Genomic DNA, 13,423 nt, shown 5'->3' with positions numbered 1-13,423 from the left:
CCCTGGCGATAGAAACTGCTGCGCAAGCACACCAATGCCAAAGATCGTTACACCATGTATAAGGCTTCGTCCGTCGACTGCGGCTCCTGCTCGCTAAAGTCACGCTGCACTCAGGCTCCGAGACGTGGCTTGGCTCGACATTTGTACGAAGACGCGTTGAACCGGATGCAGGAGCGGGTGACACCGGAAGTGATGAGACTACGCCGATCCACCGTCGAGCATCCCTTCGCTATTATGAAGTACCGTATTTTTGGACATCCTCGTCTGCTGATGCGTGGGTTGTCCAGTGCAAAAGTCGAAATCGGCCTCGCGACGATGGCATACAACCTCAAGCGCATCACGAACGTGCTCGGCGCAACCAAAGTTCCGGAAGCCCTTCATAACGCCTGATAGAGCGCAGCCACGAAACGTAAATCCCGAATCCTGACCGCTTCAGAGAGAGCATCTGCTTCGCTCCTCTGCGATCTCCTGATCTGAGTTTCGAAACGACCTCGTAAAGCGCCCTCCTCAGGTGACAATCGCGCGCAAGCGCATTGAACTGGCACTAGGAGCGATCCAAGCCGTGAATGGCATACGATGAGTGTATTCAGCTAACACCTCGGCATCTGCCGCATCTGTTTTCGACCGCCGTATGGTGTGAGCACGGTCAGCAAATGGGGCTACCTTGCCCTGCAATCACGCCATTGCTAGACACCTGTTTGGATGACCTTCCAAGTTATTTAGACCGAAAACAGGTTGGAAGTCCATGCCTTAACAGACCGTTTTGCTACTCCCTGTATTTACAAGACTCCGGCCGCTTCAGCCGCCAAATATGCGCGATTCTCCTGTTCGTGACGGAATCTAGGGTGCTGAAGAGGGTGCTGAAAACTGGCTTTTAGATACCGAAGTGTGCTTTTGAGTGCTTTTCTTAGCCAATCGATGCCCATATTTTCAATAAGTTACAAGCCTTCATTTGGTTCGATCCCGATCAGGTCCACCAACTAACCTCAATAAAATTCATAGACTTACGGCAGGTCCCCAACGTCTGCCTCAGACGGTTTGGCGCCAATTGAAATGAGTCGGTTTTTCCGTTCTTGCGGGACTGGCCTTGCGATTACCGAACGCATTGTACGGATGTACGGCGGAAGCGTGAGCGCAACTAATGCCGCGGACGGTGGTCTCATCGTGAATTTGGAATTGCCACTTTCTGAGTGAATAATCCCAGTGCCATGAGTGCCTCGTAAAGTGACCGCTCCGGAGCCGGTTGGGGCTGCGGTTTGTGCGATTGTGGGAGCGTGACGGGCAATCCGGAAATTGACTCATTTGTCGATAACAGGCCGCGTTCTGCTTCGGCAGCCGGGGGGTTCGCCAAACGAGAAGAGTCCCTCGGTCGACAATTTCGGTGCATCTATTTAGGAATCACACCGAGTACCGATGGTATCCCGATGGTTGTATCCATAAACGCGCGCGCACTCTGAGACACGCGCACTCTGGGTGAGCTGTCTTGATACGAGCTCGGTGCCGGTTGGGGTTCGAGAGGAGAGTCGATGCTGCCATCTCTCAGAAACTCGGTGGAGAGCAGCTTGCGGCGCAACACAAACCAGGAGCAAAAACCCTGATAAGAGAAGAGCAGCTATCAATCCTTGACACCAGTGACCTGCTCATAGAAAGCGCGTTTAGCGTTATCCAATCTTGTGGCTCAGAGTTCACCAGGTACCCAGGGAACGGTCGAGAAGTCTACTGCGCGCGGTTACGTATCTCGCGACGTGTGTAGAGGGCATGGATGAGCGTGGCGGCAAGCGCGGTCCAGCCCGTCTGGTGCGAGGCCCCAAGACCGCGTCCCGTGTCACCATCGAAGTACTCGCTGAACAGGATGAGGTCTTTCCAATAGGGATCGGTAGCGTAGCGTTCTTCTCTGCCGTGGCTGGGTCGGCGGCCATCCTTATCGGGCAGAAAGAGGCTCACCAGTCGGCGTGCAATGTCTTCAGCGATCTCGACAAGTGTGTGCTGCTGGCCGCTGCCGGTGGGATATTCAAGCTTGTAGTCATCCCCGTAGACCAGGGAATAGCGCTCCAATGCATTGATCAACAGCATGTTCATAGGGAACCACACGGGACCGCGCCAATTACTGTTGCCGCCAAACATGCCGCTATCTCCCTCCGCCGGCGTGTAACGAACGGTAAAGCGCTGTCCCTGAAGATTGGCTTCGAACGGATTCTGATGATGATGCCGTGACAGTGCGCGTATGCCGTGTGGTGAGAGAAACTCTGACTCATCGAAGACTCGCTGCAGAATGCGCTGGAATCGGTCGTGTGGAGCAATCGCAATCCACTGCGAACCGTTAATCTCGGCGTCGGAAACCTCGGCCTTGCTGACGTACTCGGAGAGCTTCTCTTTGTGCATCAAGAACCAATTCGTGCGCTTCTCAAAATCCGTCAAGCCTTCCACGGTTCTTTTCTTCATGATGCACACCGCAAAGAGTGGAGCGAGGCCAACCATGGAACGCACCTTCAACGAAATGCTGCGCCCGTCGTCGTGCTGCAGCTGATCGAAATAAAATCCATCTTCTTCGTCCCATAAGCCGGTGCCTCCAACGGAGTTGATGGCATCGATGACCGCTATGTAATGCTCGAAGAACTTGCTGGCTATGTCCTCGTAGGCCGTTGACCGCTGCTGGGCGAGCTCGAGTGCAATCTGCAGCATGACGGAGCAATACAGTCCCATCCACGCTGTTCCGTCCGCCTGGTGCATGGACACGCCATTGGGTAGAGTGACGGAGCGATCGAAGACGCCGATATTGTCGAGTCCTAAGAAGCCGCCGCCGAAGAGATTGTGTCCCTTCTCGTCGTTGCGGTTCACCCACCAGGTAAAGTTTAACATGAGCTTCTGGAAGGCGCGCTCGAGAAAGTCTAAGTCCCCAACGCCGTTCTCATCGACACCTAGACGATAAACATGCCACACTGCCCATCCATGCACTGGAGGATTGACATCGCCAAAAGCAAATTCATATGCGGGCATCTGCCCGTTGGGGTGCATGTACCATTCGCGGAGAAGGAGAAGAAGTTGATTTTTCGCAAACTCCGGATCGATTCTTGCCATGGGAATCATGTGAAACGCCGTGTCCCAGGCAGCGAACCACGGGTACTCCCATTTATCGGGCATTGAAAGGATGTCACGACAGAAGAGGTGCCGCCACTCTTCCGACTTTTTCATGCGCTCGGCTGGCGGTGCAATCTGTGTAGGGTCACCCGTCATCCATTGTTCAGCGATGAAATAGTAAAACTGCTTACACCACAGCAGGCCGGCGAAGGCTTGGCGCGAGATGTTGCATTCCTCTGCTGTAGCCTCCTGTGAGATGTGCTTTGCGTAGAAGTCATCTGCCTCCGACTTGCGTGTTGCGAAGACCTCTTCGGCACGGGTAACGTCCATCACCGCTGGTTCGACGTCCAATGAGTGCTCGGCGCCTACGCGAACAAGACGAAGGTAAAGCATCTGGCTGCTACCTGGCTCCAGCATGAAGCGGTATAAAAACGCGCACTTTGTGCCGCTGTTCTCCTTCACCGCGTTCTGGTCGCCATGGACGAGATAGCGATCGAAGCCGTCTTTGCTGAAATGGTCCGGGCCATCATAGTTTGGATCCAGGCGGCGCATGTTGCTGTCGTTTTCAGTGAAGAGAAGACGCTCCGGCAAAATCGCACCACCATCCACCGGTTCAAAACGATAAGCACCCAGAATCTTGTGGGCTGCTTGTACACGGAATGGGCCGGTCTGCGAGATGATGGGTTTTGTCTTTCCGGTCGCCTCCAGATTTGTCCACGACCAGTTGTTACGAAGCGTTAGTTGAGGCAGTATGGTGAGCGGCGCCACATCAGGTCCACGATTGTGTGCGGTGATGCGGATAACCGTATCCTCCACGTCGGCCTTCGCATACTCAATGAAGATGTCGAAGTAGCGGTTGTCGTCGAAAATTCCGGTATCCAGCAGTTCATATTCCGGCTGGTCGTAACCACGCCGCTTGTTCTCCTCACGAAGCTGGTCGTAAGGGAAAGCAGTCTGCGGGTATTTATAGAGCGCTTTACAGTAGCTATGTGTCGGAAGTGCGTCCAAATAGTAGAACTGCTCTTTGACGTCTTCACCATGATTCCCTTCGGGGTTGCCGAGGCCAAAGAGGCGCTCCTTTAGTGTGAGGTCTCGCCCGTTCCATAGAACGGTGCTAAAGCAGAGACGGCACTGGCGGTCAGTCCATCCGAGCAGGCCATCCTCACCCCAGCGGTAGGTTCGGTACTGAGCCATCTCATAAGGGAACGAGTTCCACACATCGCCGTTGTAAGAGTAATCCTCACGAACGGTTCCCCACTGACGCTCCGGCAGATACGTACCCCATCGCTGCCAGTTCTTGGTGCGAGACTTATTTTCAATAAGGCGCTGGCCTTCTGCGGTCCTCGGGGATGTATCGCGCATAATCCACCTTACTTCAGGAGCGTTGCCGATAAAAGCTCGCCCCGAGCTAGAGTCTCACGGAAAGCAACGAATAAGCGGTGGGCTTCAAAAAAATGGGGACCACACTAACTCAAGGACATACATCTCCGCTATACGGAATCGCTTCACGACGTATCAACAGAATAAGTCCAACTAAATGGAATGAGAAGGGTGCCTCCCTAAAAGTTCAAGTAAATAGGATTTCCCAAGACCAATAGAGTTCCATCCGCTGATCGGATATTCACTCGAAGCCAGTGGCGCTTGCCATCGCTTACATAGTCGAAACTACGCGTCTCTTCTGTTGTCGATATCGGAGAAGCGCCGACGAGCACGGCGAGGTCACCATCGCGGATGATTTCGGGATGAGCATTTTCGAGACCGAGCATCCTGACGGTGAAATGAATCTGTTGACCTATGGGAGAAGCTAGAGAGTCGCCCATCGATGCGGTCGTTCCGCCGGCGTTCGCGGAGAATTCGAGTGTGCGGTCAGGTGTCCCCTGTATGTCGATGAAGACGTGTCCGGCTCGGATGCCGTTCAGGATCGCCTCTTCTGTAAGGGTTACCGTCACTGCGGCGTCTCCGCTTTTGCAAGCTGAGGACGCGTCAATCGGGCAGACGATCGGTCACCAGACCTTGGACCGTCGAGTGAACCGCCGTTGATGGCTTCGATTGCGTTGACGCGGCTGAAGTCGGTGTCGGGGGCCGTCCAGCCGCAGCCCATGCAGGCAGCGCCAGATGGTGAACCTGGATGATTGAGAGAGATGACGCCGTGAAGGTCCTGCACTTGTTGTAGCAGTTTGTTCACCGTGGGGACGTGGGGGCTGGTGAGTCTGAAGTCGATGAAGGCGGTTGTGCCAAAGACGTTGGCGTGTCCCTGAAAAGTTGTGACCTCACGTCCGGGCATGAGCAGAAGCTTGTCGAAGTATGGTTGCAGCTCCCGCATATCGTTGTACTGTGACATCGTGTTGTGAGCGGTGATTGCGATGAAGTCGAGTTTTCTGTTTGCTGCGTCCTCTACGGTCTTGTAGAGTGGGCACGGAACCTTCTCCCCGGATTGGCTCTTGCAGGAGCCATCGCTGTGCGCGTTGTGCATGTGCAGGTCTCCTCGATACCATGCAGCTCCGTCGCGCAGAAGCTTCTGGCTGAAGGTCGAGCCTTCGAGAGGATCGTTCCGATGAGAGAAATAGATCTTCGCTTCATAGTCGGAGCGCACACCTTTTTCGATGTTCGGGAAGCCAAGGATCAACTTCCACTTTCCGGGGACAATCACACCGGGGAGATAGGAGGGTGTCGCGTCGGTCTCGGAGATAGTGAAGAAGCTTTTGTTGCCTCCGCTCCAGCCACGGAACCGTTCGGTATCGAAGACGCCCAGATCAATATTGGTGTGCTTGTCGCGTTGCGTGTACGAAAGCTCCACGGAGAGTCGAGTGACATCCTTGCCGACCGCGAAAGGTAACTCGAGATAGGTCTGTCGATCGGCGTAGGTCACTGTTCCACGTAAAACGAGATCAGGTTTTCCCTGTTGGGCATGTCCATAGGTGCTCGTGAAGGCGCAGAGGAGCAGAACGGAGATGATGGTCAACCGAAGGAGCCTGGACGAAACATGACGCAGCGCGGACAGAACGATCACAATACCTGGCACTCGAAAATTTCCACTGGGCAACGCTGAATTTTGTCGTTCCCACTTTTGCTCCGCTGGGACGGATGGGAGACGCATTGCCCTGAATTGAAGACAGAGGGATCGTGCCCGAGTTGTCAACGCCGGATGAATTTACTTCTTCGACAGGAGAGAGCGAATGTGCTTCTGTGTCTGCTCGAGGCTTGCGGTCCGTTCAGGCGCAGCGTTGACGAGCGATAGAACCGCCGCATCTAGCTGCCGGGCCTCAGCGTAGTCCAATGGTACGTGGGAGACACGGCTTTGCCCAGGTTCGAGTATCGGTTCAAGCAGGTCAGACAACCGTGCGGTTGCCGCCAAGACGTCAGCTCGTTCCTCTTCAATGAGAGGAGTGAGTCCGTGCGCGGAAGCGCTGTTCTGAAAGGCATTGCGGCGTGCAATGAGCTGGTCGCACAAGAATGCTCTTCCGACGATCGCTCGCGAGGCATCGGCTATCTCAGTGACTCGTTCGCCTCTTTGATGAGAATCTGGAATCAGTCGTTCTAAGGTTCTTTCAGCCAACGGCTGGCCTTCTCCGTTGCTTCCCCTTTTCGGTAGAACCTCCGGCCGTTTTAGATCGGAGCTCACACCATGGAGAGCAGAGAATGCTCCTCGAACTTGTCTCTTCGAGACTCGTCATCGATAAAGCCTACCACCTGCACCTCAGCACCTTTTCGCGTGATCGTAGCCTCCCATCCCGAGTCGCCGCCCAAGGTGCGCAACAGGGTCCAGGCTTGCGCTTCAATTGCGTCTTCAGGTTGATCGACATGCTGGAGACTCTCAGTCTTTACCGACATGTCAGTTTCCACGGCGGGCACGTATACATGCCGCTCCGTTGGTTCGTTTTCTACCACGGAGACTGACTCCAGCGCTGCAAACTCAAGCGTCAGCCGGACCGGGCGATAGTCCGAGGAGCGAACCCTTAGACTGGCGGAGCGAAGAAGTCCCTCGTCGGTATCGGTCTTAACTGTCCAATACGGCTCCTGATGTGAGACGGAGTCTCTGCGCAGTGAGAGCGAATCGTGCCACTGCCGATAGCTTCGCGCAGACAACATTCGCCGATCATCCCAATGCGTCTTAAGGAGTTGACCGTGCAGTCGGCCACACAGACCCGGCCGCGACCAGGTTGCATCCGTCGTAAGGCAGGTAGCCGCTCCCACCTTCAACCGGTAAGAGTGCTGACTGGCATCCGCGGTTTCCTGCGCCGCCTCCGCCCGTGAGAGGAGTTCGGCCGCACTGACCGTCTGAATGTGTCTCGGCCACGCAGAGATCATGATGAGCACGATCGCGGCAATCGCGACAATCGCGATCCTGGCTGCAATTGCCTTCGCAGTCGCTCTCTTGGGAAAAGCCAGCGACTTGGGTTTAGCTTGCGTCTGCTTTGATGGAAGAGAGAGCTTGCTACACGCGCCGAGTTCCCGAAGCAATAGGCCGTGGCGCTCGGAGACAACACTGCACCGAGGGCAGACTGCGATGTGCTCTGAAACCGCTCTCCGTTCGGCTCCGTCAGCAGTCCCGTTGAGTACCGAGAGGATCGATGCTTGAGCATGGATGTTGTTTGAAGGGCATGAGCGTCTATCCTTGGCGCGCCGGAATCTGTTTTCGTAGCTTCCTGAGAGACCGACGAACCACATCCACTGCGACCCCGTAGGTCAAGTCTTTCTGAAGAGCGATTTCTTTGTAACTTGGCCTTCCGCAAACATCAAAACGCACTCCCGCTCAAGCGGCCCCAGGCTGGATAACACATGACGCATCCGATTCTGCGATTCCTTCGCAATATATAATTGTTCCGCGGAAGGCTTAGCGTCCGGCGCAACATTGATCTGGGATTGGGAGTCAGGCTCGACAATACGGAGAGAGACTTTTCGATGTTCAAGATGATTCAGGGCCAGATTGCGGAGGACAGTGCTTGTCCACCTTACCGCGCTCTGAATGCGTCCGCCGCTCTTGACCTCGACGATCAGTTTCGCAAAGGCTTCCTGCGTGAGATCTTCGGCAAGTGCGCGGTTTCGGACCAGTGCAAATGCCTGTCCGAACAAACTCTGCCGGCGAGAATTGTAAAACTCCGCCACATCCTCCAGAACGAGTACTCCTGAACTTTCTTCGGAAGGAAGATATTCCTTCCCTCTGGTGTAGCCGTCTGGATGTTTCGTGGTTCCGGATTCCATGAACGAAAGAGTCTCTGCCAGCAGAGCCGGCGCAATGCAGAACTAGTGTGAGGTTTGAAGCGTAATCGGAAAGCTGCTGTCTCTATGCTAAATGGCAGCGCAAAGCACGCCTTCCTTGGCCAGCAGCGTTCACAGAAATTTAACTCGCGAGGAGGAGAGCAGATGTGTCCCCGGATCTTCTCCGAGGACACGTCTCCATTGTTTGACCGCAGCGCTTTAGAAGGAAAGTTTCAGAGCGAACTGCATTAGTCGCGGCGTGTTTCTCAATGCAGTGATCGAGCTGAAGTTTTCGGGGTTGAGGTAGTTCAGATTTCCAGGCTGAGCGAACTGCGGGTTGTTGAGCGTATTGAAGGATTCGGCCCGGAATTGCAAACTCGTTGTGTCGTGAATCTCGAAGTTCTTGAAGACCGAGGCATCGAGGTTATACCAGCTGGGACCGCGGACCTGCTGTGGGCGCCCGCCTAACACGGAGTAGTCGAGTTGGCCGATCTGAGTTGCAGCGGCCGGCTGAAGAAATGCATTTGGATTCAGCCATTGGGTCGGGTTGCGCGACGGAGCATATAGACTTTGCCCCGTGGTGACGGGAGCGAAACAACCGAAGTCCGACGTCGTCGCTGTGGCGCAGCTGATGGTCAAGGGCTGACCGCTCTGGTAGGTGTAGATGTAGTTAGTGCTCCAGCCTCCGATGACCGCATCGGTGAAACGGTTCACGCTGCTGAAGAACTGTCTCTGACGTCCGATTGGCAGAGCATAGGTTCCGGAGATGTGGGCCACGTTGGTCGCGTCCGTATCGCAGAGACCGTAGTCACCTGAGATTCCGAATCCGGGAAGCCATTGCGCTCTGTATGCCGAAGTCGCTGTACCCTGTGTTCGTTGATTGCTGAAGCATTTGCTCCAGGTATAGTTCGCGAGAAGCTATAGACCATAGCTGGTCTGGTGCTGGTAGGTCGTCTGCAATGAGTTGTAGGAGCTGCCTGCATTCGTCGTCTCGTAGATCGCGTTTGGTGCGAAGTTCGGAAACGGGATGAAGCTCTGGTTGCCGTTGCTAGCTGAAGGCAATTGAGAGATGTTCGTACCAACAGGAAGAATCTGAGATGGCGAATTATTCGCTCCCAGGACGTCGAGGTGACGACCCACCGTTCCAACATAGGCGAGCTGGAATGAATCATGCTGAGTGAACTGATTCTGAGTCGTCAGGTTGTACGTCTGAACGTACGGCGTTTGACTCCGCCGGTCGAGTGTCCGAATTCGGCGTTGTAGTCGCCGGTCTGTAGTTTGAATTCCTGGATCGCATCAGGAGGAGGGGTGATGGTGGCATCAGTCCCTACCGAACTGTCCCCAAAAAACTCGATGTTGTTATTGATGCCATTTAACCGGAAGTCATTCTGGTACAACTGAACGCCATTGACAGAGTAAAATGTGTTCTCCGGGGTTCCACCGTTTTGTCCGATCGGAGCCGTCGCCACGCCGGCTGCGAGTTGTCCTAAAGAGCCCCAATTGCGCGTCTCGAGAGGCAGATCGTTGATGGTCTGGTGACCGATCGTCTGCCCGATTGACGCCAGGCGCCAGCGAGATATCAATCGCTGCCGTCTGCTGTACGTGCACCTCGACTCCGTGGACCACACGTGTTTCGAATCCCGCGAGCGATGTCGTAATGGTGTAGGTGCCGGGGTTCATTCCGGTGAAGGTGTAGGTACCAACGGATGCGGACTTTGCCTTAGAACTAATTCCGGTGAGATCGTTCCTTAGCGTAATCACGGCGCCGGATACAGTTGCTCCGGATTGATCCTTGACGGCGCCGGTAATTCCACCTGTATCAATTTGTGCAAGGGCTGGCTTTAGTCCGAAGATCGCCATGAATAGAAGCCAGACAAGCGACAACGTGATTTTTTTTACGCGCGGATGCATCATACTTTCCCCCTGAAAACTTTGTTGTAGAAAACTCTCAATTCCCTTTTGAGCGCGCACGTCCGCCGAGACCTGAAGCAGGTCGTGTGGCGGCCATGAACCTGCGTCATTGCATGGCGTCCGCGGTCCGTCTCGATTCTGTGGCGCTTACTGAGGAAGACAGAAAGGGGGGGGAGAATTTATCAACGCAGGATGAATTGATTTTGCTGCGTGAAGCCTATTCAAAACGAGAGACGTAACGCGAACTGCATCGTTCTCTGATCGCCCGAGAGAGTGGTAATCTGTCCGGCGACTCCACTGCTGAAGTCGCTGTTGGGTTGTCCGAAGAGCGGAGTATTGGCCACGTTGAAGACCTCCCAGCGAAACGCCAGATTCGCTCGGTCCATAGGGATCTCACGCAACAGCGCGGCGTCAAAATCGTTGGTATGCGGTCCCTGCAGTGTGTTCCTTCCGAGATTTCCAATTGAACCTGGACTGGGAAGGCTATAGCTGTCTGTAAAGTTGGGTTCGTCGGTTCTGCAGGCTGATTTTGACTGGTATAGAACCAGCAGTCCACCTTCCCAACCGCATGAGGCTTGCCGATAACGTTGGGCACATTCGTCGCCGCGCCATAGGCATCGATTGAGTTAGCGAGAGCGCTGCCGGCGTTCACCTGATAGGGGATTCCGCTGTAGAAGGTGTACACGCCCGAGGTACGGAAGTCTCCGAGCAACCAGGCAAGGGGCCCTCGATGGAGCATCGTCTTGCCGTGTCCGAACGGTAGCTCATAGATGAAGTTGCCAGAGATCCGGAGGGGGATATTGAAATCACTGGGCCCACACCAGGCACCTAAATTTCGTCCGTTCGGCGCTCCTCCAGAGCTGGTCTCCAACTCTTCGGGAGTATCGTCGAGGCTGCGGGAGTATGTAAGACCGGCTCGTAGAGTGAGTCCTTGCGACGTCCTGCGCGACACGCTTCCCTGAAGTCCATTGTAGTTCCCGAAGCCGGCCGGAGTCGTGTATTCGATGTAGCCGAAGTTAGGATAGGGAGTTATGCCGGTGGACTTGTTGGCGACGACGAACCGCTGATTGTAGTCATAGATCAAGTCTAGATGGGTGGATTTAGTTCCTACGTAATCGAGCTGCATGGTCCAACGATTGCCGAACTCCCTTTGCAGACCGAAGCTCCACTGTTGCACTGTGGGGGATGGCGCATGCGGGTTCACGGCGCGAATGTGGAAGCCTTGCAGGTTGCTGTAATCGATCATGTTTGGATTCAGGAAGTTGGACGAAAAACCGTCTCTCGCGACGAGAGCGGGAACGCCGGCAGCAGCCGTGACCTGTCGATTCACCAGAAATGGCGGGTTCAGCGCCAGTTCATCTTCACTCCAAAGCGCTCGAAGGACGTGTAGTAAATTCCGTATCCGCCACGAAGCACTGAGCGGCCACCCAACGAATAAGCGACGCCACTCTCGGACCAAAGTTCGTGGTGTTTGGGTTCACCAGAGCGCGACTCGCCAGTGAGCCAGGGTGCGCGAATACCAATGACCCGTTTCCATCAGGATCAAAGTTCGCGATGTGGTTTCGTCCCTCGGTTGGTGGCGTAGAAAATTCGTACCGTAGTCCGAGATTCAACGTAAGCTGCGGAAGGATTCTCCAGTCATCCTGGAGAAAGCCGGCAGCCAGCCACAGGCGCTGGTCGACCACGTCGCTATTAGTCAGTTGCACTTGGTTCGCCAGCCCAAGCAATCCGTCAGCATAAGCAAAGTGTGTAAAGGTCGCTTCGAAATCCAGCGAGCCTCGCACGGCGGCTTCGTCCTGAAAGAGATTCCGCATCGGCGCCGACGCAGCCACTCCAAACTTGAGATTGTGTTTGCCCGCTGAGACGACGAGCGTGTCGTTGTATTGAAACTGTTGCGGAATCTGCTCCTTGGGCAGATAAATGGGCGATCCAAGGAAGGCATACGAGGTGCTGAACTTCACTAGGGGCAAACCGCCGCCCGACGTAGGAACATTAGGTATCCCGGAAATGTACTCGCTTGCTGTCTGTGGGAGAGAAAACGGAAGTTGTTCACTCAACGCATGATCCCGGATAAATCCCAGGCGGAGATCGTTCAGAACGGACCGACGAAAGACATGCGTCCAACCGATCACGAAGCTATTGGAGTCGAGAAGGAGATGCCCCCATGCCGAGTTAGTCGCCCCATCCGCCAGCCCGTCCAGATAGCCCGGCACGATGCGGTTGCGGTTCGAGCAGCTCCTGGACATTTTCAGAGAACGTATTGTTATCGACGCCGTCGAGAATGAAATTATTCTGCAGCGAGTGGACGCCGTTGACATTGAAGTCGCCAGTGCGTCCGGGGGCGCTGCTCCCTGCCTGTTCCGTATAGCGGCTGATCTGCACTCCGGGAACAGTGCGAAGCAGGTCGTCCCAGTTGCGAAGATAGAGCGGCGTGTTGGCAATAGTGTTCTGGTCGATGACAGTGCTGAGTGATGTGTCATCGCGCGACAGATCGCTGTTGCCGTTCTCGTTCACGGTGATCGCCTGCTGAAGTGGTTTGATCCGCAACGTAAAGTCGCGCCGCGCTTTGCTGCCAACGCTCAGTTCGACGCTTTCCTCCGTCTTGGCAACCCTTCCCCTTGCACCGCTACGGCGTAGCTGCCAATCGGCATGCTCGGTAACGTGTAATAACCTGAGTGATCTGTGGCAACCTCTCGGGAGTATCCTGTCGATCGATTTAGAGACCTCACCTGAACGCCTGCCATCGCCGATCCGGACGAGTCCGTAACGAGACCGCTGAGACTGGCCGTATTAACCTGCCCCAAAAGGTTCCTGGAGCTGTAACAGAGAACAACAAACAGATAAAGGAAACCAAGGGCACGTCGCATACATTTTCCTAATGATGTTGCCCTCTCAACGAGCCGAGGCTATCGGGACCGAAGTTTTCACCGATTTCTTCTTACGCTTAGCATACGGACAGGAAGAGAATGAGCTTGAGGATCGTCCATTCCAATCACACATTGAATGTGGCGAGAAAGTGTCAATCTGAGGTAAATTAGTCGACCTCAGGAAAAGTTTCTCCGTCGCGGGTCGAAATCCTCTCTGCGTTCCTTCTGTCCCACAGCTTCCGTTTCCCAAGAGTTACAGTTCCACGAGCGGGTTCCTCCGCTATCAGTCGAGCAGGCTGGGACGAACAGACGGGAAGGCTAAATGCGTGATGTCTATCGGTAACTTAATTCGAGCGAAACGTCGTCCG

At 54.8% G+C, this 13,423-nt stretch carries 11 protein-coding genes and 2 pseudogenes; 1 reads left to right on the top strand and 12 read right to left on the bottom strand.

What is annotated here, in order from left to right; genetic code table 11:
- The first annotated feature begins 15 nt into the window (after positions 1–15).
- Entirely contained in the window at positions 16–390 is a 375-nt protein-coding gene (locus tag HDF09_RS15430; protein ID WP_311719677.1) for a transposase, read from the top strand.
- A gap of 1,326 nt (positions 391–1,716) precedes the next feature.
- On the opposite strand, the gene HDF09_RS15425 is transcribed toward HDF09_RS15430, so the two are convergent.
- From HDF09_RS15425 to HDF09_RS20880, 12 genes and pseudogenes are all read right to left on the bottom strand, one after another.
- Positions 1,717–4,272 (bottom strand): MGH1-like glycoside hydrolase domain-containing protein, encoded by a 2,556-nt coding sequence (locus tag HDF09_RS15425; RefSeq protein ID WP_260181344.1) that lies wholly within the window; start codon positions 4,270–4,272, stop codon positions 1,717–1,719.
- Positions 4,273–4,637: 365 nt separating this feature from the next.
- A complete protein-coding gene (locus HDF09_RS20520) occupies positions 4,638–5,027 on the bottom strand; it encodes a CehA/McbA family metallohydrolase domain-containing protein (protein ID WP_221270161.1) in 390 nt (129 codons plus the stop codon).
- Positions 5,024–6,100: a CehA/McbA family metallohydrolase gene (locus HDF09_RS21170; protein WP_221270160.1), complete on the bottom strand. Its 1,077-nt coding sequence runs from the start codon at positions 6,098–6,100 to the stop codon at positions 5,024–5,026. The genes HDF09_RS20520 and HDF09_RS21170 overlap by 4 nt, the downstream gene beginning before the upstream one ends.
- A 596-nt stretch (positions 6,101–6,696) precedes the next feature.
- The gene (locus HDF09_RS15415) at positions 6,697–7,386 is read right to left on the bottom strand and encodes a hypothetical protein (protein WP_183767867.1); all 690 of its coding nucleotides are present in this window, start codon (positions 7,384–7,386) and stop codon (positions 6,697–6,699) included.
- 378 nt (positions 7,387–7,764) lie between these two features.
- On the bottom strand, positions 7,765–8,280 hold the full coding sequence (locus tag HDF09_RS15410; protein ID WP_183767865.1) for an RNA polymerase sigma factor: 516 nt from the start codon (positions 8,278–8,280) through the stop codon (positions 7,765–7,767).
- 216 nt (positions 8,281–8,496) lie between these two features.
- Positions 8,497–9,528: pseudogene (locus HDF09_RS21475) on the bottom strand (outer membrane beta-barrel protein).
- Positions 9,474–9,860, bottom strand: coding sequence for a TonB-dependent receptor plug domain-containing protein (locus tag HDF09_RS20900; protein WP_260181343.1), 387 nt, complete (start codon positions 9,858–9,860; stop codon positions 9,474–9,476). The pseudogene HDF09_RS21475 and the gene HDF09_RS20900 overlap by 55 nt, the downstream one beginning before the upstream one ends.
- A 46-nt stretch (positions 9,861–9,906) precedes the next feature.
- Positions 9,907–10,137 (bottom strand): annotated as a pseudogene (locus HDF09_RS21385) (carboxypeptidase-like regulatory domain-containing protein); the annotation flags it as partial.
- A 268-nt stretch (positions 10,138–10,405) separates the two neighbouring features.
- The gene (locus HDF09_RS20895; protein ID WP_260181342.1) at positions 10,406–11,518 is read right to left on the bottom strand and encodes an outer membrane beta-barrel protein; all 1,113 of its coding nucleotides are present in this window, start codon (positions 11,516–11,518) and stop codon (positions 10,406–10,408) included.
- 31 nt (positions 11,519–11,549) lie between these two features.
- Entirely contained in the window at positions 11,550–12,434 is an 885-nt protein-coding gene (locus tag HDF09_RS20890; protein WP_260181341.1) for a TonB-dependent receptor domain-containing protein, read from the bottom strand.
- Positions 12,361–12,702: a Plug domain-containing protein gene (locus HDF09_RS20885; protein WP_311719665.1), complete on the bottom strand. Its 342-nt coding sequence runs from the start codon at positions 12,700–12,702 to the stop codon at positions 12,361–12,363. Before HDF09_RS20885 ends, HDF09_RS20890 begins: the two co-directional genes overlap by 74 nt.
- 65 nt (positions 12,703–12,767) lie before the next feature.
- Positions 12,768–13,055, bottom strand: a complete 288-nt coding sequence (locus HDF09_RS20880) for a carboxypeptidase-like regulatory domain-containing protein (protein ID WP_260181339.1) — start codon at positions 13,053–13,055, stop codon at positions 12,768–12,770.
- Between the last annotated feature and the right edge of the window lie 368 nt (positions 13,056–13,423).

Source organism: Edaphobacter lichenicola (genome assembly GCF_014201315.1).
GTDB classification, from domain to species: Bacteria; Acidobacteriota; Terriglobia; order Terriglobales; family Acidobacteriaceae; genus Edaphobacter; species Edaphobacter lichenicola_B.
The sequence above is the reverse complement of the archived record's forward strand: the minus strand, read 5'-3'. Positions and strand labels throughout refer to the sequence as shown.

What these genes read in the sequence shown, in the direction of transcription:
- HDF09_RS15425 (WP_260181344.1), bottom strand. Translation starts at nt 4,272, where the DNA reads ATGGCTCAGTACCGAACCTACCGCTGGGGTGAGGATGGCCTGCTCGGA.
- HDF09_RS15410 (WP_183767865.1), bottom strand. Translation starts at nt 8,280, where the DNA reads ATGGAATCCGGAACCACGAAACATCCAGACGGCTACACCAGAGGGAAG.
- HDF09_RS15415 (WP_183767867.1), bottom strand. Translation starts at nt 7,386, where the DNA reads ATGATCTCTGCGTGGCCGAGACACATTCAGACGGTCAGTGCGGCCGAA.
- HDF09_RS20890 (WP_260181341.1), bottom strand. Translation starts at nt 12,434, where the DNA reads ATGTCCAGGAGCTGCTCGAACCGCAACCGCATCGTGCCGGGCTATCTG.
- HDF09_RS20880 (WP_260181339.1), bottom strand. Translation starts at nt 13,055, where the DNA reads ATGCGACGTGCCCTTGGTTTCCTTTATCTGTTTGTTGTTCTCTGTTAC.